Source organism: Ramlibacter sp. Leaf400, from assembly GCF_001424545.1.
GTDB lineage: Bacteria > Pseudomonadota > Gammaproteobacteria > Burkholderiales > Burkholderiaceae_C > Ramlibacter.
On the sequence record NZ_LMQL01000012.1, the window covers coordinates 459051 to 484852 of the forward strand.

Genomic DNA, 25802 nt, shown 5'->3' on the forward strand with positions numbered 1-25802 from the left:
TCAGCCCGGCTGCGACACCCGCTCCGCCGGCTCGGTGTCCTGCATCGCGGACCCGGTGGTGGGCTGCTGTCCCTGCGGCTGGCGGTTGCGGCGCGGGCTGTGGATCACCTCGTGCACGAAGCGCAGCTTCTCCAGCGATCCGGTGGTCAGCGCGAACGGGTACGCGTCTTCCTGGCCCAGGCTGCGGTTCATGCTGTTGACCAGCAGCGTCACCGGCACCCATTGCTCCACCAGCCGGTCGAAGTCCGACTCGGTGGAGTCGAACGGGTCGTCCACTTCGTCGCCCTCGCTGCCCGGCACTTCGACCCGGGTGTTGTACGAGGCGGCGGTCTCCAGCAGGTCGACCATGTGCAGGTAGTGGGCCCAGGTTTCGGCCCAGTCCTCCCAGGGATGCGAGGTGGCGTAGGCGCTGACGAACCGGTCCTGCCAGCCCTGGGGCTGGCCGCCGCTGGCGTAGTGCTTCTGCAGCGCCTGCGCGTAGTCGACCGATTCGTCGCCGAACAGGCGGCGGAACTCCTCCACCCGGCCCTCCTCGTCGATCAGCCGGTCCCAGTAGTAGTGGCCGGACTCGTGGCGCAGGTGGCCCAGGAGGGTGCGGTAGGGCTCGTGCAGTTCCACCCGGCGCTTCACGCGCTCGGCGTCGTCGGCCTCGGCGACGTTGAGCGTGATCACGCCCTGCGCATGGCCGGTCATCACCATGTGGCCGGGCGTATCGGCCAGGAACTCGAACACCGGACCGTCGCGCTCGCCGTCGGGCGGCGACGCGTCCACCAGGCCCAGTTGCGCCAGCGTGTAGAACAGCCGGCGCTTGGCCGCTTCGATGCGCCACCAGCGGTCCAGGTTCTGTGGCACCGAAAGGTCCGGCAGCACGCGCGTCAGCCGGCAGGAGACGCAGTACGGATTGGGGTCGTCCTGCGCCACCGCGAAGTTGCAGGCCGCGTGCTCGGCGTGGTTGCGGCACAGGCGGTAGGCGTGGTGGGCCGGCTGCTGGCGATCGGGCCGCTTGCGTTGCCACAGCGTGCTGTCGCTGGCGGCGGGTTCGATGGCGCACAGCGCCAGGCGGTGGGGCAGGAACGCCAGTTCGCTGCCGCACTGGAGGCACTGCACGTTCTCGAAGAAAAGGGGATGGCCGCAGTTGTCGCAGCGGAAGGTCTTCATGGCTCGCTTTCGGCAGGGGGGCGGCGCCGCCGGCGGCGAGCAGCCGGCGGCGCCGCGTTTGCGGGGGTCAGGGACGGACGATGATGTCGTTGCGCACCGAGCGCACGCCCTTTGTGTTGCGCGCGAGGTACTCGGCCTGCGCCTTCTCGGCGTTGGACTTGGCGAAGCCGGACAGCTGCACGGTGCCGTTCAGGGTCTCGACCTTGATCGCGCCCGCGTCCACGGTCTTGTCCTCGACGAACTTGGCCTTCACCGCGGTGGTGGTGGCGGTGTCGTCGACATAGGCGCCCGCGCTTTCCTGGCCCCGCACCACCGCGCAGCCTGTCGTGGCCAGCGCCGCGGCCGCCAGCGCCGTGGCGGCCAGCAGGGTCCTTGCATTCATCTTCATGTGATCTCCGATCTTCTCCGGTGCGTTCTCGCGTCCCGCTCGCCGGCCGGACCGCACCACGCCCGGCAGGCCCGCTTCAATCGTGCACCGGTTCGTCGTCGCGCGGGTTCTGCGACGCCGACATGGCCTGCATGATCAGCTGCGCCACGTGCGGGGATCGGGCCACCGCCACCAGTACACCGGTCACCGAGATCAGCTTCCAGGGTCGCATGAAGAACAGGCCCGCTCCGGCGAGTGCCGCGAGCCCCAGGTACTGCACCGGCTTGCGCGCAGCGTAGGCGCTGAGGGCGGGCCGGGCGATGTCCAAGGCCATGTGCGCCGGGTGGTACTTCCACCAGTCCTGCACCACGTCGCGCAGGGTGTCGAGCCAGCCGCCCGCGCCGGGCGGGTTGGCGCGCCGGTGGCTTTTCCACGTGCCCTCGTCGGCGTGCTCGGGGCCGGTTTCGTCCGGCGAGCGTCCGTGGCGGCGCTGTTCCTTTCGGTGGAGGTGCTCGAGGATGGCGAGCCGGCTGCTTTGCAGACGATCCGAGCCGGCGCTCACGGCCGGCCTCCGAGCGTGCGCAGCACCTGCGCATCGGCATCCAGCTGCGCCTTCAGTTCGGCGAAGGCCTTGGCGGGCATGGGGCGGCGCGCCTTGGCGAAGGCCGCCGCCGCCAGCGCCAGCGGGATCGCCGGCACCACGACCAGCGCCCAGTGGAATTCCCCGTGCATGGCCCCGAGCATCACCGCGACGCCGGCGAACACCAGGAACAGCAGCGCCCCGACCCCGCACACGGCCCAGGCGGCGGCACGCTTGGCCACTTCGGTGCCGGCGGACGTCGCTTCCTCCTGGACCAGCGCCGCGTAGCCCGCGACGTGGTCCATGACCAGTTCGGGCCGGCTGACCAGTACCGAGAAGATCGGGTGCACGAGGCTCATCGCGCCGCTCAGTAGTAGTAGCGGCTGTTGCGGCGGCTGCGGGCCACCATCACGATGGCCGCCACGGCGGCACCGACGGCGGCCGCGATGATGGCCGACTTGACCGGTTGCTCGGTGACGTAGCGGCCGGTCACGCTGGCGTAGCGGCCCAGGCGCTCCTGGGCGATGTGGGCCGACTCGCCGACGGCGCTGGCGCTGCGGGTGGCGAGGTCCTGCACGCCATAGCGCAGGTCGCGCATGCGCTCCATCGCGTCATCGGCCAGGGATTGGGCGGCGGCTCCGGCGCGAGCCGATCTGGTGGGGTTGGCCATGTCTGTTCCTCTCGTTCGTGGTTGTGTGCCAGCCGCGCTCGCGTGCGCGGCCCCGTCGCAAGCGCTGCGTGGGATGCGCTTCGAAGCCTGAGGGTACGCGGCGAGGTCAGCCGTAAATGATCAGCCGCAGGCGTGACCGGCTGTCGGCTGGCGAGGAGCGGCGCTGTAGGAGCCGGCCGACAGCCCGTCCGGCCCTTTTCAGGCTTGCAGCACGCGCGTGGGCAGCACTGCGAACACCCGCGTTCCGCCGCCCGGACGGGTGTCGACGATGAGGCGGCCGCCCGCGGCCTCGACCCGGTGGCGCATGCCGGCCAGCCCGTGCGTGGAAGGGCGGATGCTGGCCGGGTCGAACCCCTTGCCGTCGTCGCGCACCTCCACTTCGACATGGTTCGCATACGCACGCACCGTCACCTCGGCGTGCCGGGCCTTCGCGTACTTGGCCATGTTGGTGAGCGACTCCTGCACCAGCCGGTAGACCGTGAGCTGGTGGGCGTCGTCCAGTTCCACCGGCTCCAGGCTGGTGACCACCTCCACGCCCGATCGCTCGGAGAACTCGCGCGCCAGGATCTCCAGCGAGGCCTGCAGGCCCAGGTTGGCCAGGGAGGAGGGGCGCAGGTCCTCGATGATGCGGCGCTTGAGCGCGATGCCGCTGTTCAATGTCTCGGTCAGGTGCTGCAGGCGTTGCGACACCTCGGAGGGCTCGGGGCCCAGGCGCGACTTCAGTCGGGCGACGTCCAGCTTGGCGGCGGTGAGCAGCGCGCCCAGTTCGTCGTGCAGCTCGCGCGCGAGGTGCCCGCGCTCCTCCTCGCGCACCTCCTGCAGGTGCGTCGCGAGTTCGGCCAGGCTGGCGGTGCGGTCGCGCACCTGGCGCTCGAGCAGGTCGCGCTCCTGCTGCAGCGCCAGCTGCTGCTGTTCGCCCACCGCGCGCAGGGCGGTGGTCTGACGCAGGTACGCCCAGAAAGCCAGCAGCGCGGCGAGCGTGACGAAGGCGATGCCCAGCCTCGAATAGAGCAGCGAGCTGCGCACCTGGTCCTCGCTGGCGTCGATGCGCCGGCCGGTCATCTCCAGCAGGCGGGCGGATTGCGCCCGGATCGACTCCATCTGCTGCTGGCCGACGTCGGACAGCACCACGAACTTCCAGGCATCCTCGTTGCCCTGCCTGCGCATGCGCACCGACAGCTCCATCTCGGCCAGCTTGCGCTGCACGTCCCGGCTGAGCTGCTGCAGGATGGCGGATTCCTGCGCGGCATGCGCGTATGCTGCACGCAGGGCTTCGAGGCTCTGGCCGATGCCGGCCACGGCGCTGTCGTACGGAGCCAGGTACCGGGGGTCGCCCGTGAGCAGGAAACCACGCGAGCCGGTTTCGGCGTCCAGCACCTGCTGCAGCAGGCGGTTCAGGGCCGTGCGCGTCCCGGATTCGCGCTCCATGCTGTCGAGTTCGGCGCGTGCGCGGTTGTGGCCGGTTTCGTTGATGCCGATCAGCACGCAGGCGGCCAGCAGAGCCAGCAACAGGCTGATCGCCGTCCTCGGTAGTGCTTTCGAGTGGATGAAGTTCACCGGCAAGCGCACCCAATGACAATAAAATCCAGAATAATCATGACTGAAGGGTAGGCCATTCCAGCCGCTGGTGGGCCGCCCGAGACGCCCGTGGAGGGCACTGAAAGAGAACAGACATGATCAAAGTCGGCATTGTGGATGACCACGCCATCGTCCGGTCGGGACTGAAGCAGTTCTTCTCGGAGCAGGTCGACCTGCGCGTGGTGGGAGAGGCGGCCAGCGGCCGCGAAGCCATCGACCTGGTCCGCACCACCGAGCTCGACGTGCTGGTGATGGACCTGTCGATGCCCGGCCAGAGCGGCATCGACGCTCTCGGCATGATCCGGGCCAAGGCCCCGGACGTCGGCATCCTGATCCTGTCGGGGTACCCCGAAGAACACTACGCGATGAACCTCATCCGGCAGGGCGCGAGCGGCTACCTGAACAAGGAATGCGAGCCGATGGAGATCGTCAACGCGATCCGCACCATCGCGCTGGGCCGCCGCTACATCTCGCCGGCCGTGGCCGAACTGCTGGCCCAGCAGCTCAACCGCAAGGAAGGCGGCGCGCCGCACGAGCAGCTGTCCGAGCGCGAGTTCCAGGTGTTCCTCAAGCTGGCCAAGGGCGAGACCGCCGGCGACATCGCCAAGGCGCTGTCGCTCAGCGTGAAGACGGTGAGCACTTACCGCACGCGGCTGATGGAGAAGATGAGCCTGGCCTCCAACAGCGACCTGACCTACTACGCGCTGAAGAACAAGCTGATCGACTGATCGGCTGCGAACCACGGCCGGCACCCGCCGGCCGTTTTTCTTCGTTCAGGCGCGCGAGCGCGCGTCGGCCTGCTGCACGCAGTAGTCGATCAGCGCATCGATCTCGTTGGACTTGTCGAACACCGCGTCGGCGCCCAGCTGCGAGCAGCGCTTGCGCATGTCGGTGGTGGCGTAGTTCGACAGCACCACCACCCGCTGCCCCGGCGATCGCCCGCGGCACGCTTCCAGCACCCCCAGCCCGCTGCCCTGCTTGAGGAAGAGGTCGATCACGGCCAGGTCCCACTGGTCGTCCGCCTTGCGCAGCCAGGCGCGGGCGTCGGTCTCGTTGTCCGCCCACCCCAGCGCGCGGATGCACGCCAGCTCCTCCAGCGTCCCGATCAGGTTCTCGCGGATGGTCGCGTTGTCCTCGACGAAGAAGGTTCGCAGTTCCAATGGGAGGTCCGGTCGGCGGCGATGGAGCGTGCGCAAGCGCACGACGCGGCGATTGTGCCAGCGGCCCCCCAGCGCAGCCGTAGGAGCGCGCCTACTGCGCCCGGCCCGAACGGGCCGGGTGCCCGCCCGGTTGCCTGTAGGCTGGGACCGACAGGACCTGACGCCGAGAACTGACCGGCCGTCCGCGACTCGACGGCCAAACTCGCCGCAACTGCAAGCGTGCGGCTGCACGCGCTCGGGCATGAAGCTGGTCCTCCACACCCTCATCATCTTTTTCGGCACGCTGGTCGCAGCGGGCCTGGTGGCGTTGGGCGAGCCCGTGGAGGCCGGACCGCCGGCCGCGGTGGGAGAGGTTCCGGTGCCGTCCGTGGCGGACGCGCGCTGAAGGCAACATGAGTTCCGCCGCCGCCCCTTCGCCCCTTCACTCAAGACTCTGGTTCAAGGTCCTCGCCGGCATAGCGCTGTTCCTGCTGGCGCTGGTGCTGCTCGTCGCCTTCTTCCCCTGGGACACGCTGCGCGGGCCCATCAACCGCTACGTCTCGGACAAGACCGGCCGGCATTTCGAGATCACGCGCCGGCTGGACGTGAAGGTCGGCCGCACCACGCGCGTGATCATGGACGGCATCGAGTTCGCCAACCCCGACTGGGCGCAGGACCGGCACCTGGTCAAGGCGGAAGGCGCCGAGGTCGAGATCCGCCTGTGGCCCCTGCTGTCCAGGCGCGAGATCGTGCTGCCCTTCATCCATCTGTCGAAGCCGCAGCTCGGATTGCAGATCGAGCCGGACGGTCGCCGCACCTGGGCGCTGGGCAGCGACACCAAGGACGAGCGCAACGTGCCCTCGGTCGGCGCGCTGGTGATCGACGAGGGCACGGCCCACTACGTCGCGCGCCACCAGGGCGCGGACATCCGGCTGCAGTTCGCGATGGACAAGCAGGCGCCCGCAGAGCCCAATGCCGGTCCGGTGATGCCTTTGCGCTTCAAGGCCCAGGGCCGCTGGAGCGGGCAGGCGTTCAACGCCGAAGGCCGCACCGGCGACGTGCTGTACCTGAGCGCGCCGCTGCAGCAGCCTTTCCCGGCCGAGGTGCAGGCCACCGCCGGCGGCACGCAGCTGCGCGCGCGCGGCACCATCGCCAGCCTGTCGACGCTGGACGGCGCCAACGTGAATTTCCAGATGCAGGGGCCGAACCTGGCCGAGCTCTACCGGCTGGTGGGCGTGACGCTGCCCGACACGCCGCGCTACTCGGTGGCGGGCCAGCTCTCCAAGCAGGGCGAGCTCTGGCGGGTGCGCGACATCGGCGCGCGCCTGGGCAACACCGACATGGCCGGCGATCTGTCCTTCGACCGTTCGCAGAGCGTGCCGCGCCTGGCGGGCAAGCTGCAGTCGCGCGTGCTGGACTTCGTGGACCTCGCGCCGGTGATCGGCCTGGACGACGACCGGCGCGGCGCGCCGGGCCAGCAGCAGAAGGTGTCGCAGGCCCAGGCCGCGGCCAAGGAAGCCAAGGCGAGCGGCAAGAAGCCACCGAAGGACCCCAACCGCAAGGTGCTGCCGGCGGCGCCGCTGGACGTGAGCCGGCTCAAGGCCATGAACGCCGACGTGCGCATCGACGCCGCGCGCGTGGTCAATGCCAAGGGCCTGCCGCTGGACCGCATGGGCGTGAACGTGCGACTGGACAACGGCGTGCTGGTGCTGGACCCGCTGGACCTGGGGGTGGCGGGCGGGCGGCTGGCCGGCCGCGTGCGCATCGATGCCAACGCGCAGCCCGCGGTGGTGCAGACCAAGCTGGATGCCCGCTCGCTCGAATTGAACCGGCTGTTCCCGCGGTCGGAGTCGGCCCGCAACAGCTTCGGCAAGATCCAGGGCCAGGTCGACCTGGCCACGCGCGGGGGATCGGTCGCGCAGATGCTGGCCAATGCCAACGGCAACGTGGCGATGCTGATGGGCCGCGGCGAGATCAGCAACATCCTGCTGGAGATCGCGGGCCTGGACGGCGGCGAGATCATCAAGTTCCTGGTGCGGGGCGACAACCGGGTGGAGCTGCGCTGCGCCGCCACGGCCTTCGACGTGAACAACGGTTTGATGACGTCGCGCGCGCTGGTGCTCGACACCGGCGACACGGTCTTCGACGGCGAGGCCCGCGTCGACCTGGCGCGCGAGAGCATGGACGTCCTGATCCGGCCCGCGCCCAAGGACACCAGCATCCTGAGCCTGCGCTCGCCCCTGAAGGTCGCCGGCACCTTCGGTGCGCCCGAGATCGGCCTGCAGAAGAGCGCGCTGGCCGGCCGGGCCGCGCTGGCGATCGGCCTCGGGGCGATCAACCCGCTGCTGGCGCTGGCCGCCACGATCGAGACCGGCCCTGGCCTCGATGCCGATTGCGTGGGCACGCTCAAGCAAGCGTCCGCGCCTCGGGCCGAGGCGCGCGTGGAGCGGACGGCGCCGCCGGCTGCGGGTGCGGGCGGGAAGACCGTGAATGAGCGGGGGACCGGCATGGGCGCTGCGCCTGCGGCCACTGGCGGCCGTGCTGCGGGCAATGGGAAGGCGCAGGCTGCTGCGGCTGGGTCCAACGCTTCGGCGGAGTCGCTGGGGACGGGGACACCCGGGAAGCCGATCGCGCCTTGAGTGAGCCGTGATCTCCGCGGAGGCGGGGATCAGTGCTTCCTTGACCCGCGCGCCCTCGCGGCAGGCGGTGCCCGGCCCGGGCTCATGGTGGGCCGGTTGGCTCGCTTCACTCGCCAACTCGCAGGGCATTCCGCGGCCCGGCCTGCGCGGCAGAACTCACTGCGCGCTGCTTTGCAGCGCTCCGTTCAGACAGCTGCCGCGAGTCAGTTGTTCATTTCAAGCTCGCCTGCGGCTCGCAACGGCCGGGCCGCGGAAAGCCCGGCTCGTCCCACAAATCGCCCGTCAAGCTCGCCTGCGGCTCGCAACGGCCGGGCCGCGGAAAGCCCGGCTCGTCCCACAAATCGCCCGGGCCAGGCACCGCCTGCCGCGTGGGAGCAGGGTGCGGCGTGAGCAAGGAATCCTCCGCGCCCCGCTGCTCGCCTCTGACTGCCATTGCCCATTTTTTCGCCACGTCATCGACCTACACCATCGTCATCCCCGCGAAGGCGGGGATCCAGTGCTTCTCTCAACTTCGCTGAAGGCGGATGCTCTGGATTCCCGCCTTCGCGGGAATGACGGGGGCCTATCAGGAGCCTTGCCTGGTCAGCCACCGCTGTGTCCAGCGGCAGGGGGTCCCCGGCGGGGGGCGATTTCTGTGCCGAGCGTCGCGCAGTGGTGCGGGCCCTGCGAGCCCGCGGCAAGCGGGCGCAGCTCGTGGATCAACCACTGACTCGCGGAAACTGTCTGAACGGAGCGCTGCATCTCAGCGCGCAGTGAGTTTTTCCGCGAGGGCCCGCACCACTCAAGCGATGCGCGCAGCAATGCGAAGCGTCAGCGAGCTCGGAGAGGCACAGCATGAGCCCCACGCCGGGGACCCCCTGCCGCCGCCCCGAACGCTCTGCAAAGACGGGCATCCAGCGCTTTCATGAAGCCCCCCGAAGTCGGACGCACTGATTTCCCGCCTTCGCGGGAATGACGGGAGAGGAAAGGCTCCGCGCGCGCCTACCCCTGCCGCCTCTCCCCACACACCGTACACCCCACCCGACGCGGTGTGCGCATGCGCGTCCACTCCATCGACCGCGCGTCCAGCATCAGCAACTGGCCGGCCAGCGACTCCCCCACGCCCACCAGCAGCTTCAAGGCCTCCGCCGCCTGCATCGCGCCGATGATGCCCACCAGCGGCGCGAACACGCCCAGGGTGGCGCAGCGGGTCTCCTCGGGGGCGCTGTCGGCCGGGAACAGGCAGGCGTAGCAGGGCGAGTCGGGCTGGCGCGGATCGAACACGCTCAGCTGCCCGTCGAACCGGATCGCCGCGCCCGACACCAGCGGCACACCGTGGCGGAAGCACGCGGCGTTGACCACCTGCCGCGTCGCGAAGTTGTCGCAGCAGTCGAGCACCACGCCCGCCCCGGGCACCAGCCGATCGAGCAGCGCGGCATCCGCGCGCTGCACCAGGGCCTCGACCTGCACCTGCGGATTGAGCGCCGCGATCGCCTCGCGCGCGGACTGCGCCTTGGGCTGGCCCACGCGCGCCATCGCATGCGCGATCTGCCGCTGCAGGTTGGTGACGTCGACGCTGTCGTCGTCCACGAGGGTGATGCGGCCGACACCGGCCGTGCCGAGGTAGAGCGCCACCGGCGAGCCGAGGCCGCCGGCACCGATCACCAGCGCGTGGCTGGCGGCGAGCCGCTCCTGGCCCTCCACGCCGATCTCCTCCAGCAGGATGTGGCGCGAGTAGCGCAGCAGGTCGTCGTCGGTCATGGCCGCGATTGTGGGCAGGAAAGAAAAAAGCCGGCTGTCGCCGGCTTTTCCTGGTTCCCCGCATCCGCGGGGATGACGAAGAGGGTCAATTCTCCTTCTTCTCCGCCTTGTTCTCGATCACCTGCGTCTTGCTCACCAGGACCGGACGGCCCTTGAGCTGGTTGAGGGCCTGCACCAGCTGGAAATCCTTCTCCAGCACGCCGAACTCGGGCATCTTGCGTTCGGACGCGGGCTTGCGGGATTCCTCCTCGGCGCGCTTGCGGGCTTCCTCGCGCAGGCGCTCGCGGTTCGGGTCCTTCACCTCGGGGCCCTGGCCGCTGCCCAGGTGCTTGTCGAGGTCGGCCTCGCGGGTGCGCAGCATCGAGAACAGGTTGCCTTCCTCGCTCTCGTCGATCAGCACGTCGGGCACGATGCCGCGGGCCTGGATCGACTTGCCGCTGGGCGTGTAGTAGCGAGCCGTGGTGAGCTTGAGGCCGGTGTCGGGGCCGAGCGGGCGCACGGTCTGCACCGAGCCCTTGCCGAAGGTCTGGCTGCCCAGGATGGTGGCGCGCTTGTGGTCCTGCAGCGCACCGGCCACGATCTCGCTGGCCGAGGCCGAGCCTTCGTTGACCAGCACCACCAGCGGCACCGTCTTGATGGCGGCGGGCAGGCGGCGCAGCGGGTCGGAGCCGGAGCGGCGCTGGTAGAACTCGGGCGAGGCCTTGTAGACGAACTTGCTCTCGGGCAGCTGGCCGTTGGTGGACACCACCGTCACGTTCTCCGGCAGGAAGGCCGCGGACACGGCCACCGCCGCATCGAGCAGGCCGCCCGGGTCGTTGCGCAGGTCCAGCACCAGGCCGCGCAGGTTGGGATCGGTCTTGTAGACCTCCTCGATCTTGCGGACGAAGTCCTCGACGGTGCGCTCCTGGAACTGCGACAGGCGGACCCAGGCGAAGCCGGGCTCGAGCACCTTGCCCTTGACGGACAGGGTCTTGATCTCCTCGCGGGTGATGGTCACCGGGAAGGTGCGGTTCTCCTCCTTGCGGAAGATGGTCAGCGTCACCTTGGTGCTGGGCTCGCCGCGCATGCGCTTGACGGCGTCGGACAGCGACAGGCCCTTGACCACCGTGTCGTCGATCTTGGTGATCAGGTCGTTGGGCTTGAGGCCGGCGCGGTAGGCGGGCGAGCCCTCGATCGGGGACACCACCTTGACCAGGCCGTCTTCCTGCGAGATCTCGATGCCCACGCCGACGAAGCGGCCGGACGTGCCCTCGCGGAATTCCTTGTAGCTCTTCTTGTCGAAGTACTGCGAATGCGGATCCAGGCTGGCAACCATGCCCGAGATCGCGTCGCTGATGAGCTTCTTCTCGTCGACCGGCTCCACATAGTCGCTCTTGACCATGCCGAAGACGGCGGCCAGCTGCTGGAGTTCTTCCAGGGGCAGGGGCGCGAGCGAGCCACGGGCGACGGTCTGCAGCGAGACCGTGGTCAGGGCGCCGGCCAGCGCGCCCACCGAGATCAAGCCGGCGATCTTGAGTTTGTGGCTCATAGGGGGAAGCTTTAGTCCTCTCGACTTTTCAATATACACCTGAGAAGACACTATGACGCGCCCGTTACCCCCCGGTTCCGGAAGAGCGCCGCCTCGCGTGAAAAAAGCCGGTGCTTTACCAGCCGTTGACGCGCAAGCGCAGCGGTTTGCCGGCTTTTACGGCAGAGCTCAGGCCTTGCCCTGGTTGGCCACCGCGGAGGCGGCCTTGGCGGCGGCTTCCGCGTCGCCCAGGTAGTAGTGCCTCAGCGGGCGCAGGTCGGCGTCCAGCTCGTAGACCAGCGGGATGCCGTTGGGGATGTTCAGGCCCACGATGTCCTGGTCGGAGACGCCGTCGAGGTACTTCACCAGGGCCCGGATCGAATTGCCGTGGGCCGACACCAGCACCCGCTTGCCGGAGCGGATGGCCGGGGCCATCGCCTCGTTCCAGAACGGCATCACCCGCGCCACGGTGTCCTTCAGGCACTCGGTCAGCGGCACTTCGCCGGGCGCGAGGCGGGCATAGCGCGGGTCGGCACGTTCCGAGCGCGGGTCGCCCGGCTCCAGCGCCGGCGGCGGGATGTCGTAGCTGCGGCGCCAGACCAGCACCTGGTCGTCGCCGAATTTCTTGGCGGTCTCGGCCTTGTTCAGGCCTTGCAGCGCGCCGTAGTGGCGCTCGTTGAGCCGCCACGACTTCACCACCGGCAGCCACTGGCGGTCCATCTCGTCCAGGCAGTGCCACAGGGTGTGGATGGCGCGCTTGAGCACGCTGGTGTGGCAGACGTCGAACTCGTAGCCCTCCTCGCGCAGCAGGCGGCCGGAGCTCTTGGCCTGCTCGATGCCGGTGGCGGTGAGCGGGACGTCGGTCCAGCCGGTGAAGCGGTTTTCCAGGTTCCAGGTCGATTCGCCGTGGCGGATCAGGACGAGCTTGTGCATGCGGGGTTCAGCCGGGCAAAAACGTCGATTCTAGAATCTCGTCTTTGCGCCGTGGGCGCTTACTCAGGACACGATGGACTTCTTGATCAACAACTGGACGCTTCTTGCCGTCGCCCTGGCCTCCGGCGCCATGCTGCTGTGGCCGACCGTGAAGGGGGGCGCGACCGGCGGCCTCTCCACCGCCAACGCGGTGCTGCTCATCAACCGCGAGAAGGCGGCGGTGGTGGACGTGAGCGAGGCCGAGGAGTTCGCGGCCGGCCACATCGTCGGCTCGCGCAACGTGCCGCTCAACCAGCTCGAGGAGCGGCTGCCGCAGGCCGTGAAGAACAAGGCCACGCCGGTGCTGCTGGTGTGCGCCAACGGCGGGCGCGCCAACCGCGCGCTGGGCATCGCGAAAAAACTCGGCTACGAAAAGGCCCAAGTCCTGGCCGGCGGGCTCAAGGCCTGGAAAGAAGCTAACCTGCCGGTCGAGAAGGCCTAGAAAGCCGCCAACTCGAAGAACCGCCGAGGATCACCGCCCGCCATGCAAGCCGTCACCATGTACACCACCGCCGTCTGCCCGTACTGCATCCGGGCCAAGCAGATCCTGAAGGCCCGCGGGGTGGAGAACATCAACGAGATCCGTGTCGATTCGCAGCCGCAGGAGCGGCTCAAGATGATGGAGATCACCGGCCGGCGCACCGTGCCGCAGATCTTCATCGGCGACACGCACGTGGGCGGCTGCGACGACCTGATGGCGCTGGACAGCCGCGGCGGCCTCGCGCCGCTGCTCAACGGCGGCTGAGAACGGGCCCGCGGCCGGCCTTGCGCGGCCTGAGATAATCCCGCCCGACCCGAATCCCCGGCCCGCTTCGGTTGCACCCGGCGGGCCTTTTCCTTTGCACGAAAGCACCACAGCCATGGCCGACTCCCAGGACCCCGTCTTCCAGATCCAGCGCGTCTATCTCAAGGAAGCCTCGCTGGAGCAGCCCAATTCGCCCGCCATCCTGCTGGAGCAGGAGCAGCCCGCCGTCGACATCCAGCTGGGCGTCGAGGCCACGCAGGCCGCCGAGGGCATGTTCGAGGTGTGCGTGACCGCCACCGTCACCACCAAGATCAAGGAGCGCACCGTGTTCCTGGTCGAGGTCAAGCAGGCCGGCATCTTCGAGATCCGCAACGTGGGCGACCAGATCAACGCCATCATGGGCATCGCCTGCCCGCAGATCGTCTACCCGTACCTGCGCAGCAACGTGTCGGACATCGTCACCCGCGCGGGTTTCCCGCCGGTGCACCTGGCCGAGATCAACTTCCAGGCCATGTACGAGCAGCAGCAGTCGCAGCTGCAGCAGGACCAGGGGTCCCAGATCATCACCACGGCCTGACGGCAGGGCGTCGCTCGCATGCGGCTGCTCGTGCTCGGCGCCGGTGCGTGGGGGACGGCGCTGGCGGTCAACGCCGCGGCCCGCCACGACGTGGTCCTGTGGGCGCGCGACGCCGCCCAGGCGCGCGACATGCAGGCGGTGCGCGAGAACGCGCGCTACCTGCCCGGCGTCGTGCTGCCCGCCTCCTTGCACATCGCCTCCGGCGACGTGGGCGCAGCCGCGCAGGCCCCTGACCTGCTGGTGGTCGCCACGCCCATGGCCGGGCTGCGCGACATGCTGGTCGCGCTGGCGGACCGCACCGCGCCCGTGGCCTGGCTCTGCAAGGGCTTCGAGGCGCGCGACGACCAGCCGGGCCTGCTGGGCCACGAGATCCAGCAGCAGGTGGCGCCCAAGCTCGCCGCGGGCGTGCTGACCGGCCCCAGCTTCGCGCAGGAAGTCGCGCGTGGCCAGCCCACCGCACTGGTGGCGGCAAGCGCCCATCCGCAGGTGCGGCAGGTGCTGGTCGACGCCTTCCACGGCCCGCAACTGCGCGTGTACGCGAACGACGACGTGGCCGGTGCGGAGGTCGGCGGCGCGGTGAAGAACGTCCTGGCCATCGCCACCGGCCTGTGCGACGGGCTGGCGCTGGGCCTCAATGCCCGCGCTGCTCTCGTCACCCGCGGCCTGGCCGAGATGACGCGGCTGGGCATCGCGCTCGGCGGCCGCGCCGAGACCTTCATGGGCCTGTCGGGCCTGGGCGACCTGGTGCTGACCGCCACCGGCGACCTCAGCCGCAACCGCCGCGTGGGCCTGATGCTGGCCCAGGGCGACAGCCTCGGCCAGGCGCTGGCCCGGCTCGGCCATGTGGCCGAGGGCGTCTATTGCGCCCGCACGGTGGTGGCCCGAGCTGCACGGCTGGGCCTGGAGATGCCGATCGCGGAGGCGGTGGCGGCCGTGCTCGAGGGCCGGCTGGAGCCTCGGCAGGCGGTCGCCCGGCTCATGCAGCGCGACCCGACTCCGGAGTCGTCCTGAGGCAGGCCCTGCGCGGCGGCGCTAGCCTGCGGTTTCCACTTCAGGAGTCGCCATGAACCACCTGCCCGTCGTCGTCGCCATCGCCTGTTCCGCCACGCTGCTGTCCGCCTGCGCCGGTTCGTCCGGTGCGCCCTCCGGCGGCGGCAGCACGGGCGCACGCAGCCCCATGAGTTTCTTCGTCACCAGCGCCAATCCCGGCAAGGGCGCGGACTTCGGCGGCCTCGCGGGCGCCGACAAGCACTGCCAGGCCCTGGCCTCGGCGGCCGGCGCCGGCCACCGCACCTGGCGGGCCTACCTGAGCACCACGGCCTCGGGCGGCGCCGCGGCGGTGAACGCCCGCGACCGCATCGGCCGCGGACCCTGGCAGAACGCCAAGGGCGCGGTCGTCGCCAGCAGCGTGGAGGAGCTGCACGGGACCAACAAGCTGTCCAAGGACACCGCGCTCACCGAGAAGGGCCAGCCGGTCAGCGGCAGCGGCGACGCGGTGAACAACCACGACATCCTCACCGGCAGCACGCCCGAGGGCCGGTCTTCGACGGCGGCCAACGACACCACCTGCGCCAACTGGACTTCAAGCACCGAAGGATCGGCGCTGGTCGGCCACCACGACCGCCGGGGGCTGCGCGATGACGATGCCTCGCGCTCCTGGAACTCGTCCCACGGCAGCCGCGGCTGCAGCCTGGACGCCCTGCGCGGCACCGGCGGCGGCGGGCTGCTGTACTGCTTCGCGGCGAACTAGTTCGCGTCGATCGCCACCAGCGCTTCGGCGATGGCCTGCGCGTCCTGCGGCCGCACCAGCCGGGCGACCTCGCGGCCGTCGCGCAGGAACACCAGCGTTGGCCAGAGCTTGACGCGGAACGAGCGGCCAAGCGGCCGGCCGGGGCCGTCTTCCACCTTGACGTGGCGCACCGACGGATGGCCGGCCAGCGCCTGCGCGATGCGCGGTTGCGCGCCGCGGCACCAGCCGCACCAGTCGGTGCCGAATTCCAGCAGGGCCGGCCCGGACCAGGTGTCGACCTCCGCGCGCGAGGGTTCGTTGTCGAGATACGCGGTTTCCATGGGGTCGATTGTCCCGGCTCCGGCCGGGCGCGACCGTCAGCGGCGGCGGGCAGCGCCGTCAGCCGGGATGCCGACGGTGGCTTCGCCCTGCGGCTATGCTCGCCTCATGCAACGCTTCGATTTCAGCCCGGCGGCCGTGGCCGACCTGGCCCGGCAGGACGCCGCGCGGGCATTGGCCGAGGACGTGGGCGAGGGCGACCTCACCGCCGCCCTGGTGCCGGCCGGCCGCCAGGCCCAGGCGGTGGTGATCGCCCGCGAGGCCGCCGTCGTGTGCGGCGGTCCCTGGTTCGTGGCGGCGGTGCGGCAGCTCGATCCGCAGGCCACCATCACCTGGGCCGTGCCCGAGGGCCGGCGCTGCAGCGTGGGCCAGCCGGTGGTCGAGATCCGCGGCTCGGCGCGCGCGCTGCTGACGGCCGAGCGCACGGCGCTGAACTTCCTGCAGCTGCTCAGCGCCGTCGCCACCCGAACCGCCACCTACGTGGATGCCGTGCGCGGCACGCGCGCACAGATCGTGGACACGCGCAAGACGCTGCCCGGCCTGCGGCTGGCGCAGAAGTACGCGGTGCGCACCGGCGGCGGCACCAACCACCGCATCGGCCTGTACGACGCCATCCTGGTCAAGGAGAACCACATCGCGGCGGCCGGCGGCATCACGCCGGTGCTGCAGGCCGCGGCCGGGCTGGCGGCTTCCGCCGAGTTCGTGGAGATCGAAGTCGAGAACCTGGCCCAGCTGAAGGAAGCGCTGGACGCCGGCGCGAAGATGGTCCTGCTCGACAACATGGACCTGCCGACGCTGCACGAGGCGGTGCGGCTCAACGAGGGTCGCGCCATCCTGGAGATCTCGGGCGGCGTGACGCTCGACCGCGTGAAGGAGCTTGCGCAGACCGGCGTCGACCGCATCTCCATCGGGGCGCTGACCAAGGACGTGAAGGCCACGGACTATTCGATGCGTTTCAAGGACCTGTGAGCACCAGCATGAGCGCCGTCATCCCCATCTTCGACGTCGAGTACGAGCAGCCCGTGGGCAGCACCTGCGACACCCGCCACGCGTGGGCGCGCGTGCCGCAGGAGCCGACGCCGGCCGAGCGCACCGAACTCAAGGCTCGCATCAAGCGCCTGCTCAAGGAGCGCAATGCCGTCATGGTGTCGCACTACTACGTGCATCCCGACCTGCAGGACCTGGCCGAGGAGACCGGCGGCATCGTCAGCGATTCGCTGGAGATGGCGCGCTTCGGCCGCGACCATCCGGCGCAGACGCTGGTCGTCTCCGGCGTGCGCTTCATGGGCGAGACGGCCAAGATCCTGTCGCCCGAGAAGCGCGTGCTGATGCCCGACCTGGACGCCACCTGCTCGCTGGACCTGGGCTGCCCGATCGACGAGTTCAGCGCCTTCTGCGACGAGCATCCCGACCGCACGGTGGTGGTCTACGCCAACACCAGCGCGGCCGTGAAGGCGCGCTCGGACTGGCTGGTCACCTCCAGCTGCGCGCTGGACATCGTCGGCGCGCTCAAGGACAAGGGCCACAAGATCCTGTGGGCGCCCGACCGCCACCTGGGCACCTACATCCAGCGCCAGACCGGCGCCGACATGGTGTTCTGGAACGGCTCGTGCATCGTGCACGACGAGTTCAAGGCTTTCGAGCTGGAGGCGCTGAAGAAGGAGCATCCCAAGGCCAAGGTGCTGGTGCACCCCGAGTCGCCCGCCGACGTGGTGGCGCTGGCCGATGCGGTGGGCTCCACCTCGGCCATCCTGAAGGCCGCGCGCGAACTCGACGCCAGCGAATTCATCGTCGCCACCGACAACGGGATGATGCACAAGCTGCGCACGCTCAACCCGGGCAAGGTGTTCTACGAAGCCCCCACGGCCGGCAACAGCGCCACCTGCAAGAGCTGCGCGCATTGCCCGTGGATGGCGATGAACGGGCTGGCCGGGCTGGCGAACGTGCTGGAGAGCGGCACCAACGAGATCGTGGTCGACCCTGCCCTGGGCGAACGGGCCCGGCTGCCGATCGACCGCATGCTGGCCTTCACCGCCGCGCTGAAGAACGGGCAGCCGGCGGGGGCGCTGGTGCCGAACATCGGGGCGGCGTAAGGCACCCCGTCATTCCCGGACCTCGTCTTTCCTGGACTTCGTCATTCCCGCGAAGGCGGGAATCCAGGGCTTCCCGGCAGTCCGCGAAGGCGGACGCACTGGGTCCCCGCCTCCGCGGGGACGACGGTCCAATGTGCCTGGACGGGCCTGAAGGGGCTGGCTAGGTCTAAAGCGTCCTGATCTCCACCTTCCGAAACTTCACCGTCCCGCGCCCCCATTGCAGCGCGACCGGGCCGCTGGCGAACTTGCGGTCGCGGTGGTCGACGGTCTTCTCGCCGTTGAGCATCACCACGATGTGGTCGCCCTTGATCGTGACTTCCATGGTGTTCCACTTGCCGCCGGCCTTGGGCGGCGGCTGGCGTACGGGGGCGACCTTGACGATGGAGCCGGTGCCGAAGGTGGGATCGGGCCGCTGGTCGAACACGTTGGCCTCGTAGCAGGTCTCGTCGCCGATCTGGGTCGGGTTCTGGCAGCGCATGAACAGGCCGCTGTTGGCGTCGTCGCTGGCCCAGAACTCGGCGCGGATCACGAAGTCCTTGTACGACTCGCGGGTGACCAGGTAGGCGGGAGTCGATCCGCCGCGCGTGGCCTGCAGCGCGCCGTCGACGAGGGCCCAGTCCGCCTCGCCGACGCGGTTGAACTTCTCCAGGCCCTTGCCGCCATCGACCAGCGGCACCCAGCCACCGCCGCTGCCGCCCATCATCCCCGCGCAGCCCGACAGTGCCACTGCGGCTGTGCATGCAGCGGTGCGAAGCGCCGTTCTGATCCTGATGTCCATGTGCCGTCTCCGGGTTCGTGTGGGACGGCCATGCTAGGCGCGCGGGGAACGGTTGAGCACCGCGTGCAAACCCGCATAAGGCGTCATCCCCGCCTTCGCGGGAATGACGGGATGGGGACTAAGGGACCAGCGTGGTCGGCTTGGCGTCCGGCGCCAGCTTCGGGTAGTCGCGGCTGAAATGCAGGCCGCGGCTCTCGTGGCGGGACTGGGCCGAGCGCACGATGAGGTCGGCCACGGTGACCAGGTTGCGCAGCTCCAGCAGGTCGCGGCTGATGTGGAAGTGCGCGTAGAACTCCTGGATCTCGCCCTGCAGCAGGCGGATGCGGTGCGCGGCGCGCTCCAGGCGCTTGTTGGTCCGCACGATGCCCACGTAGTCCCACATGAAGCGGCGCAGCTCGTCCCAGTTGTGGGAGATCACCACCGATTCGTCGGGGTCGGTGACCTGGCTCTCGTCCCATGCGGGCAGCGGCGGGACGGTGGACGCCGGGGTGGCCAGGATGTCCTTGGTCGCGGCGCGCGCGAACACCATGCATTCGACCAGCGAGTTGCTCGCCAGCCGGTTGGCGCCGTGCAGCCCGGTGTAGGCCGTCTCGCCGATGGCGTGCAGGCCCGGCAGGTCGGTGCGGCCGGACAGGTCGGTGTGGATGCCGCCGCAGGTGTAGTGCGCGGCCGGCACCACCGGGATGGGCTGGCGCGTGATGTCGATGCCCAGCTCCAGGCAGCGCGCGTGGATGTTGGGGAAGTGCTCGCGGATGAACTCCGCCGGCTGGTGCGAGATGTCCAGGTAGACGCAGTCCAGGCCGTGCTTCTTCATCTCGAAGTCGATGGCGCGGGCGACCACGTCGCGCGGCGCCAGCTCGGCGCGCGCATCGTGCTGCGGCATGAAGCGCGTGCCGTCCGGCAGCAGCAGCCGGCCGCCTTCGCCGCGCACGGCCTCGGTGATCAGGTAGCTCTTGACCAGCGGGTGGTACAGGCAGGTCGGGTGGAACTGGATGAACTCCATGTTCGTCACCCGGCAGCCGGCCCGCCACGCGGCGGCGATGCCGTCGCCGGTGGCCGTGTCGGGGTTGGTGGTGTACAGGTAGACCTTGCCCGCGCCGCCGGTGGCCAGGATGGTCCTCGGTGCGCGGAAGGTGACGACCTGGTCGGCCTGCTCGTCCAGCGCGTACAGGCCCAGGCAGCGCGGCGGCTGCTCGCCCACCAGCCGGGTGGTGATCAGGTCCACCAGCGTGTGGTGCTCGAACAGCCGGATGTTGGGCGTGCGCCGCACGTGCTCGATCAGCGTGCGCTGCACGGCGGCGCCGGTGGCGTCGGTGACGTGCACGATGCGCCGCGCGCTGTGGCCGCCTTCGCGCGTGAGGTGCAGCTGGCCGTGCTCCTGCGAGAAGGGCACGCCCAGCTGCTGCAGCCAGGCGATGCTCTCGGGCGCGTGCTCGACCACGAAGCGCGTGGCCTCGGGGTCGGACAGGCCCGCGCCGGCGACCAGCGTGTCGTCCACGTGCGATTCGAAGCTGTCGCCCCGGTCCATCACGGCGGCGATGCCGCCCTGGGCCCAGCCGCTGGAGCCGTCGGCCAGCGCGCGCTTGGTGATGACGGCGACCCGGTGGGTGGGGGCCAGGTGCATCGCCGCGGAGAGGCCGGCCAGGCCGCTGCCGACGATGACGACGTCGAAGTCGAGCGACTGCATCACGCTGCCTGGTACGCCAGGCGCACGTAGATGGGGGCGAAGGCCTCGGCCTGCGTCACCTCGATCAGCGTCTCCTTGGCCAGCTCCAGCGTGGCGATGAAGGTGACGATGAGCACCGGCACGCCGCGGCTGGGGTCGAACAGGTTCTCGAACTCGACGAACTTGCGGCCCTGCAGCTTGCGCAGGACGATGCTCATGTGCTCGCGCACCGAGAGCTCCTCGCGCGTGATGCGGTGGTGCTGCACCAGCTTGGCCCGCTTGAGGATGTCGCGCCAGGCTTCCTGCAGGTCGACCACGTGGACGTCGGGAAAGCGCGGCTGCATCGACTGCTCGATGTAGACCTGCGCGCGCAACACATCGCGGCCGACCTGCGGCACCGCGTTCAGCCGGGCCGCCGCCATCTTCATCTGCTCGTATTCGAGCAGGCGGCGCACCAGTTCCGCGCGCGGGTCCTCGGGCTCCTGCCCCTCGGCCGTCTTCTTGGGCGGCAGCAGCATGCGCGACTTGATCTCGATCAGCATGGCCGCCATCAGCAGGTACTCGGCCGCCAGCTCCAGGTTGCGCGTGCGGATTTCGTCGACGTACACCAGGTACTGGCGGGTGACCGCCGCCATCGGGATGTCGAGGATGTTGAAGTTCTGCTTGCGGATGAGGTAGAGCAGCAGGTCCAGCGGGCCTTCGAAGGCCTCCAGGAAGATCTCCAGCGCATCCGGGGGGATGTACAGGTCGGTGGGCATGGCGAACAGCGGTTCGCCGTAAAGCCGCGCCAGCGCCACCTGGTCGACCACGTCGGGCATGCCGCCGAGCTGCGCGCCCGCGAGCTCGGGCAGGCCGGCCTGTTCGTTGTCGTTCACGTCAGGTGTCGCTGCTGCCGCTGCCGTAGACGTAGGCCTTTTGTGGCACCTTCGCCTTCTTCCAGTCGACCAGCGCTTCGCGGTCGAGGTGCTTGTCCCACCAGATCGCGCGGCCGGCGCGCTGCTGGGCTTCGATGTCGGGGCGCTGCGCCTTCAGCTGTTCGATGAACTGGGTGACGTCGGACTGGTAGTCCGGCCGGCGGAAGATGCGGAGCAACTTGGACATAGACTCTCTCGAGTGAGTCGTCAATTTTACCTGCGGTGGTCGATGGGACTCGTCAGTGGCTTTCTCGCCTTGCTGGGCACGCTGGCGGGCTGTGACCAGAAACGCATCGAGAAGCTCGAGGAGGGCGTGTCGACCGAGGCCGACGTGGTCGCCACGTTCGGCAAGCCCGAAGCCGTGTGGGACGACCCCGGCGGCGCCCGCACGCTGGAATACAACCGCAATCCCTCGGGCCACCAGAACTACATGATCACCATCGGTCCGGACGGCAAGATGTCCGCGCTGCGGCAGGTGCTCAACCCGAACACCTTCGAGCAGGTGAAGCCGGGGATGACGATGGAGCAGGTGCGCCGCATGCTGGGCAAGCCGGCCAAGCGCACGCCGTATGCGCTGAAGAAGGAAGAGGCATGGGACTGGCGGTACATGCAGGCGCCCAGCACCTCGATGATGTTCACCGTGTGGTTCAACCCCGACATGCGCGTGCTGCGCACGTCCAGCGGGCCGGACCCGGAAGCGCCGGAGAACCGCGGCGGGCCGAGCCGCTAGGCGGCCACCTCGGGCGAGGGCCGGTGCTCGGCCAGTTCGGCAGCGAAGCCGGCGCGGTCGATCACCTCGAACGGTTGCGCCTGGACGTTCTCCAGCCGCAGCGACCCGCCGCGCAGCAGCACCACCTTGTGCAGCTGGCGCAGCGCGTCCAGGCCCGAGGTGTCCAGGTGCACCAGCTGCAGCGCGTCCAGCACCACCGCCGGCTGCGGCGGGCCGGCCTCGACCGCCTGCACCACCGTGTCGATGCGCGCGACCGCGCCGAAGAACAGCGACCCGTAGAGGCGAAAGCGCAGCTCGCCTTCCCCGCCCGCCACCCGCTCCACCTGGAACAGCGAGCTCATCCGCCGGATGAACAGGCCGCAGGCCGCCAGCAGCCCCACCTGCAGGGCCACGGTGAGGTCGAACACCACCGTCAGGAAGAACGTGCCCAGCATCAGCACGCGGTAGTGCGTGCTGTAGCGGGTGAGGTGCGCGAACTCGCGCCACTCGCCCATGTTCCAGGCGACGAACAGCAGGATGCCGGCCAGCACCGCCAGCGGCACGTGCAGCGCCAGCGGCGCGGCGGCCAGCACCAGCACCGCCAGGGTGATCGCATGGACCGTCCCCGCCACCGGCGTGGTGCCGCCCGAGCGGATGTTGGTGACGGTGCGCGCGATGGTGCCCGTGGCCGGCATGCCGCCGAAGAAGGGCGCGACCAGGTTGGCCACGCCCTGGGCCATGAGCTCCTGGTTCGGGTCGTGCCGCGGCAGCCCGCTCACCTGGTCGGCGACCCGTGCACACAGCAGCGACTCGATGGCGCCCAGCAGCGTGATCGTCACCGTGGGCGCCACCAGCTGCTTGACCGTCTCCCAGGAGAAATCCGGCAGGGCGAACGCCGGCAGCCCCGCGGGGATCCCGCCGAAGCGGCTGCCGATGGTCTCGACCGGCAGCTCCAGCGCGAAGGCCAGGGCCGTGAGCGTGACCAGCGCGACGATCGGCCCCGGCACGCGCGCGGTGACCTGCAGGGCCCGCCGCATCCCCGGCAGGTCCAGCGCCTGCTTGACCGGCGATCCGGCGCCCCACAGCCGCGGCCAGGCGAACAGCCCCGCCAGGCAGGCGGCGCCCAGCGCGAACGCCCAGGGCTCGAAGCTGTTGATGTTCCGCCCCAGCACCAGCATCTGCGCGAAGAAGTCGGCCGGCATGCGCTCGACCTTCAGGCCCAGCCAATCCTTCAGCTGCGACACCGCGATCAGCACCGCGATGCCGTTGGTGAAGCCGACGACGATGCTCACCGGCACGTAGCGCACCAGCGAGCCCAGGCGCAGCAGGCCCAGCGCGAACAGCAGCACGCCGGCGCAGGCGGTGGCGATCAGCAGGTTGGCCACGCCGTAGCGCTCGATGATCCCGTAGACGATCACGATGAAGGCGCCGGCCGGGCCGCCGATCTGCACGTTGGACCCGCCCAGCAGGGCGACCAGCAGACCCGCGATGATCGCGGTCCACAGCCCGGCCCCGGGGGGCAGGCCGGAGGCGATGGCAAAGGCCATGGCCAGCGGGAGGGCCACCACGCCCACGGTGATGCCGGCGCCCAGGTCGCGCAGGAAACGGTCGCGGTCGTACCCGGCCAGGGCGTCGAGCAGACGCGGACGGAAGCTGAAGGAAGGAATCAAGCGGTTCTCCGGAAGTGGACGGCCATGCAAGTGGCGTGCGCTTCCGGAGGGCCGCAGTGGTGCAGCCGGGTGATGAACCGCCGGCGCCGCGAGAGCGGCAGCGTGGGGAGGACGGGCGGTGGGGCCATCGGGATCGAGTGTACGGCCTCCACCCGAACCGGGCCGGGGTTCAGCGCAGGCCCGGATGCACCCGGCGGCGCGGGCGGCCGCGGTCGGCGCCCCGGCAACCGTGGCGCAGCCGCCCCGCGCTGCAGCGCAGGCTGCGGGAAGAAAGGCGGGAGCGGCGCGGCGTCATGGTGGGCGGAATGGATGGGTTCCGCCGATTCTAGGAACGGGCAGCCTCCGCGGCTCAGATCGGTGCCCGGTGGCGCAGGTAGCCGGCGACGGCGTGCAACAGCTCCGTGAGGTCGTTCCGCAGGGCGTCGAAGCCGCCGTGGCGCTCGCGCGTCGCCTCGTCCATGTAAAGCGGCCGGCGGATCTCGATCTGCAGGCTGTGGCGGTTGATCGCCGGCCGGCCGATCCGCTGGATCAGCTGCACGCCCTTGTACGGGTCGTTGCGCGCCACCGTGTAGCCGAAGCCGCGCAGCTGGCTTTCGACCAGGTCGACGAAGGCCGGCTCGCAGGTGGTGCCGTCACGGTCGCCCAGCACGAAGTCGGCCAGCGGGTGCGGGCTGCGGATCTGCAGGCGCTCGTAGGCGTCGTTGGGCATGGAGTGCAGGTTCAGGTGCCAGACGCCGCCGAAGCGCCGCACGCTGGCATCGATGCACTCCGCCAGCGCCGCGTGGTACGGCCGGTAGCAGCGGTCGATGCGCGCCTGCACCTCGGCCACCGTGAGCTTGCGGTCGTAGATCGGCACGCCCGCGCGCAGGTTGCGCCAGACCAGGCCGAAGCCCAGGCGGCTCTTCTCGCCCGGCTGCAGCGGCGACGGCCAGGGCCCGTCGAGCAGCTCCGGGTCCAGGTCCTCCAGCGTGCGGTTGGCGTCGATGTAGGTGCGCGGGAAGTGCGCGTGCAGCAGGGTGCCGCCCACCTGCGGCACCGCGTCCCAGAGGGCGTCGATGTCGGTGTCCTCGCCGCGGCGCAGCTGCGCGCGCGGGACGGCATGGCGGTAGTCGTCGGGGTACCAGGTGCCGCTGTGCGGGGAGTCGCACACCAGCGGCACCGCGGGCGCCGTGGGCGCCAGCAGCGTGAAGGGCTCCATCCGATCAGTCGACCCGGATGTTCGCCATCTGCGACACGCGCTGGTAGCGCTCCATCGCCTGCTGGATCTGCTTGCCGAAGTCCGCCGGGGTGCCGGGGATCAGCTGGGCGCCGGATTCGTCCATCTTGCGGATGAACTCCGGGTGCTTCATCGCCTTGTGGAAGGCGCGATTGAGCTTGGTGACGACCTCGGGCGGCGTGCCGGCAGGCGCGACCACGCCGAACCAGCCGCCGCCGCCCATCTGGGGGAAACCCAGCTCGCCGTAGGTGGGCACGTCGGGCAGCGCCGGCGAGCGCTTCTCGGACAGCAGCGCCAGCGGGCGCAGCTTGCCGGCCTTGATGCTGGCCAGCGCCGAGGGGAGGTTGTCGGTGATCGCGTCGACCTGGCCGCCCAGGGCGTCGTTCATCGCCGGGCCCGCGCCCTTGTAGGGGATATGCAGCAGCTGGATCTTGGCCAGGGCGGCGAAATGCTCGATGTTGGCGTGGCCCAGCGAGCCCGATCCCGGCGAGGCGAAGCTGAACTTGCCCGGGTTGGCCTTGGCCAGCGCCAGGAACTCCTTCATGTCCTTCGCGGGCACCTTGGGGTTGATGGCGAACACGCTGGGCGTGGTGGCGACGTTGGTGACCGGCACGAAGTCCTTCACCGGGTCGTACTTGAGCTTGCTGCCGTACACGGCCGGGTTGCTGCCGTGGGTGCTGACGGTGGCCATGCCCAGCGTGTAGCCGTCCGGCCGGGCCTTGGCGACGAACTCCATGCCCAGCGACCCGCCCGCGCCGGCCTTGTTCTCCACCACGATGGACTGGCCCAGCTCGCGGCCGCCGTACTCGGCGATCAGGCGCGCGGCCAGGTCGGTCGAGCCGCCGGGGGCGAACGGCACGATCAGCTTGATCGGCTGGGTGGGGTAGTCGGCCTGCGCGAGGGCGGCGGTGCCGGTGGCCAGGAGGGCGGCGCCGGCAGCGGCGAGGAGGGTGCGTCGGGTGGTCATGGGGGTGGTGGGAGCCCGGAGGGTGAAGACTGCCGGCGAGGGTAGAAGG

At 70.1% G+C, this 25802-nt stretch carries 29 protein-coding genes; 11 read left to right on the plus strand and 18 right to left on the minus strand.

Annotated elements, in window-relative coordinates:
• The 6 genes from ASG30_RS17945 to ASG30_RS17970 all read right to left on the minus strand — a co-directional run bounded on the left by ASG30_RS17945 (position 1) and on the right by ASG30_RS17970 (position 4338).
• Positions 1-1158: a zinc-binding metallopeptidase family protein gene (locus ASG30_RS17945; protein WP_055899853.1), complete on the minus strand. Its 1158-nt coding sequence runs from the start codon at positions 1156-1158 to the stop codon at positions 1-3.
• Positions 1159-1225: 67 nt separating this feature from the next.
• Entirely contained in the window at positions 1226-1546 is a 321-nt protein-coding gene (locus tag ASG30_RS17950) for a BON domain-containing protein (RefSeq protein WP_442965694.1), read from the minus strand.
• Between the two features lie 76 nt (positions 1547-1622).
• Complete coding sequence (locus ASG30_RS17955; RefSeq protein WP_055899856.1) at positions 1623-2087, minus strand: hypothetical protein; 465 nt, start codon at positions 2085-2087, stop codon at positions 1623-1625.
• Positions 2084-2464 carry a hypothetical protein gene (locus ASG30_RS17960; protein WP_055899859.1) on the minus strand — a complete coding sequence of 127 codons (381 nt, stop codon included), beginning with the start codon at positions 2462-2464 and terminating at the stop codon, positions 2084-2086. Before ASG30_RS17960 ends, ASG30_RS17955 begins: the two co-directional genes overlap by 4 nt.
• A gap of 8 nt (positions 2465-2472) precedes the next feature.
• On the minus strand, positions 2473-2775 hold the full coding sequence (locus ASG30_RS17965; RefSeq protein ID WP_055899862.1) for a hypothetical protein: 303 nt from the start codon (positions 2773-2775) through the stop codon (positions 2473-2475).
• Positions 2776-2973: 198 nt separating this feature from the next.
• Complete coding sequence (locus tag ASG30_RS17970; protein ID WP_235579832.1) at positions 2974-4338, minus strand: CHASE3 domain-containing protein; 1365 nt, start codon at positions 4336-4338, stop codon at positions 2974-2976.
• 110 nt (positions 4339-4448) lie between these two features.
• Between ASG30_RS17970 and ASG30_RS17975 the strand changes: the two genes are divergently transcribed.
• Positions 4449-5081, plus strand: coding sequence for a response regulator (locus ASG30_RS17975; RefSeq protein ID WP_013902425.1), 633 nt, complete (start codon positions 4449-4451; stop codon positions 5079-5081).
• A 45-nt stretch (positions 5082-5126) separates the two neighbouring features.
• On the opposite strand, the gene ASG30_RS17980 is transcribed toward ASG30_RS17975, so the two are convergent.
• Complete coding sequence (locus ASG30_RS17980) at positions 5127-5513, minus strand: response regulator (RefSeq protein ID WP_055899865.1); 387 nt, start codon at positions 5511-5513, stop codon at positions 5127-5129.
• 241 nt (positions 5514-5754) lie between these two features.
• Between ASG30_RS17980 and ASG30_RS22675 the strand changes: the two genes are divergently transcribed.
• Both ASG30_RS22675 and ASG30_RS17985 read left to right on the plus strand, forming a co-directional pair.
• Positions 5755-5898, plus strand: coding sequence for a hypothetical protein (locus ASG30_RS22675; protein WP_156385600.1), 144 nt, complete (start codon positions 5755-5757; stop codon positions 5896-5898).
• A 7-nt stretch (positions 5899-5905) separates the two neighbouring features.
• Positions 5906-8131, plus strand: a complete 2226-nt coding sequence (locus ASG30_RS17985; protein WP_082522175.1) for an AsmA family protein — start codon at positions 5906-5908, stop codon at positions 8129-8131.
• 981 nt (positions 8132-9112) lie between these two features.
• Here ASG30_RS17985 and ASG30_RS17990 read toward each other — a convergent pair.
• The 3 genes from ASG30_RS17990 to gpmA form a co-directional block, all read right to left on the minus strand.
• On the minus strand, positions 9113-9871 hold the full coding sequence (locus ASG30_RS17990; RefSeq protein WP_055899868.1) for a HesA/MoeB/ThiF family protein: 759 nt from the start codon (positions 9869-9871) through the stop codon (positions 9113-9115).
• A gap of 85 nt (positions 9872-9956) precedes the next feature.
• Complete coding sequence (locus tag ASG30_RS17995) at positions 9957-11399, minus strand: S41 family peptidase (RefSeq protein ID WP_055899871.1); 1443 nt, start codon at positions 11397-11399, stop codon at positions 9957-9959.
• 168 nt (positions 11400-11567) lie between these two features.
• Positions 11568-12311 carry a 2,3-diphosphoglycerate-dependent phosphoglycerate mutase gene (gpmA, locus tag ASG30_RS18000; protein ID WP_055899874.1) on the minus strand — a complete coding sequence of 248 codons (744 nt, stop codon included), beginning with the start codon at positions 12309-12311 and terminating at the stop codon, positions 11568-11570.
• Between the two features lie 73 nt (positions 12312-12384).
• Here gpmA and ASG30_RS18005 point away from each other — a divergent pair, with 73 nt between their 5' ends.
• From ASG30_RS18005 to ASG30_RS18025, 5 genes are all read left to right on the plus strand, one after another.
• Positions 12385-12792 carry a rhodanese-like domain-containing protein gene (locus ASG30_RS18005; RefSeq protein ID WP_055899877.1) on the plus strand — a complete coding sequence of 136 codons (408 nt, stop codon included), beginning with the start codon at positions 12385-12387 and terminating at the stop codon, positions 12790-12792.
• 42 nt (positions 12793-12834) lie between these two features.
• Positions 12835-13095 carry a glutaredoxin 3 gene (gene grxC, locus ASG30_RS18010; RefSeq protein WP_055899880.1) on the plus strand — a complete coding sequence of 87 codons (261 nt, stop codon included), beginning with the start codon at positions 12835-12837 and terminating at the stop codon, positions 13093-13095.
• Between the two features lie 115 nt (positions 13096-13210).
• Positions 13211-13672 carry a protein-export chaperone SecB gene (gene secB / locus ASG30_RS18015; protein WP_055899883.1) on the plus strand — a complete coding sequence of 154 codons (462 nt, stop codon included), beginning with the start codon at positions 13211-13213 and terminating at the stop codon, positions 13670-13672.
• A gap of 18 nt (positions 13673-13690) precedes the next feature.
• On the plus strand, positions 13691-14683 hold the full coding sequence (locus ASG30_RS18020; RefSeq protein WP_055899885.1) for an NAD(P)H-dependent glycerol-3-phosphate dehydrogenase: 993 nt from the start codon (positions 13691-13693) through the stop codon (positions 14681-14683).
• Positions 14684-14735: 52 nt separating this feature from the next.
• Positions 14736-15422, plus strand: a complete 687-nt coding sequence (locus ASG30_RS18025; RefSeq protein WP_055899888.1) for a hypothetical protein — start codon at positions 14736-14738, stop codon at positions 15420-15422.
• On the opposite strand, the gene ASG30_RS18030 is transcribed toward ASG30_RS18025, so the two are convergent.
• Entirely contained in the window at positions 15419-15742 is a 324-nt protein-coding gene (locus ASG30_RS18030; RefSeq protein WP_055899891.1) for a thioredoxin family protein, read from the minus strand. The genes ASG30_RS18025 and ASG30_RS18030 overlap by 4 nt on opposite strands.
• Before the next feature lie 106 nt (positions 15743-15848).
• Here ASG30_RS18030 and nadC point away from each other — a divergent pair, with 106 nt between their 5' ends.
• Positions 15849-16709, plus strand: coding sequence for a carboxylating nicotinate-nucleotide diphosphorylase (gene nadC / locus ASG30_RS18035; RefSeq protein ID WP_055899894.1), 861 nt, complete (start codon positions 15849-15851; stop codon positions 16707-16709).
• A gap of 8 nt (positions 16710-16717) precedes the next feature.
• The gene (gene nadA / locus ASG30_RS18040) at positions 16718-17833 is read left to right on the plus strand and encodes a quinolinate synthase NadA (protein ID WP_055900212.1); all 1116 of its coding nucleotides are present in this window, start codon (positions 16718-16720) and stop codon (positions 17831-17833) included.
• Between the two features lie 166 nt (positions 17834-17999).
• On the opposite strand, the gene ASG30_RS18045 is transcribed toward nadA, so the two are convergent.
• The 4 genes from ASG30_RS18045 to ASG30_RS18060 all read right to left on the minus strand — a co-directional run bounded on the left by ASG30_RS18045 (position 18000) and on the right by ASG30_RS18060 (position 21378).
• Positions 18000-18560 (minus strand): 3-keto-disaccharide hydrolase, encoded by a 561-nt coding sequence (locus ASG30_RS18045; RefSeq protein ID WP_235579833.1) that lies wholly within the window; start codon positions 18558-18560, stop codon positions 18000-18002.
• Positions 18561-18729: 169 nt separating this feature from the next.
• Positions 18730-20298 (minus strand): L-aspartate oxidase, encoded by a 1569-nt coding sequence (gene nadB, locus ASG30_RS18050; protein WP_055899900.1) that lies wholly within the window; start codon positions 20296-20298, stop codon positions 18730-18732.
• Positions 20298-21095, minus strand: a complete 798-nt coding sequence (locus tag ASG30_RS18055) for a segregation and condensation protein A (RefSeq protein WP_082522194.1) — start codon at positions 21093-21095, stop codon at positions 20298-20300. The genes nadB and ASG30_RS18055 overlap by 1 nt, the downstream gene beginning before the upstream one ends.
• 58 nt (positions 21096-21153) lie before the next feature.
• Positions 21154-21378, minus strand: a complete 225-nt coding sequence (locus ASG30_RS18060) for a DUF3460 family protein (protein WP_055899906.1) — start codon at positions 21376-21378, stop codon at positions 21154-21156.
• A 42-nt stretch (positions 21379-21420) separates the two neighbouring features.
• Here ASG30_RS18060 and bamE point away from each other — a divergent pair, with 42 nt between their 5' ends.
• Positions 21421-21921, plus strand: a complete 501-nt coding sequence (gene bamE, locus ASG30_RS18065) for an outer membrane protein assembly factor BamE domain-containing protein (protein ID WP_055899909.1) — start codon at positions 21421-21423, stop codon at positions 21919-21921.
• Here bamE and ASG30_RS18070 read toward each other — a convergent pair.
• The 3 genes from ASG30_RS18070 to ASG30_RS18080 all read right to left on the minus strand — a co-directional run bounded on the left by ASG30_RS18070 (position 21918) and on the right by ASG30_RS18080 (position 25753).
• On the minus strand, positions 21918-23570 hold the full coding sequence (locus ASG30_RS18070) for a SulP family inorganic anion transporter (RefSeq protein ID WP_082522176.1): 1653 nt from the start codon (positions 23568-23570) through the stop codon (positions 21918-21920). The two genes, bamE and ASG30_RS18070, sit on opposite strands and share 4 nt — an antisense overlap.
• Before the next feature lie 349 nt (positions 23571-23919).
• Entirely contained in the window at positions 23920-24768 is an 849-nt protein-coding gene (locus ASG30_RS18075; protein WP_055899915.1) for an N-formylglutamate amidohydrolase, read from the minus strand.
• A 4-nt stretch (positions 24769-24772) separates the two neighbouring features.
• The gene (locus ASG30_RS18080; protein ID WP_055899918.1) at positions 24773-25753 is read right to left on the minus strand and encodes a tripartite tricarboxylate transporter substrate binding protein BugE; all 981 of its coding nucleotides are present in this window, start codon (positions 25751-25753) and stop codon (positions 24773-24775) included.
• Positions 25754-25802: the final 49 nt, after the last annotated feature.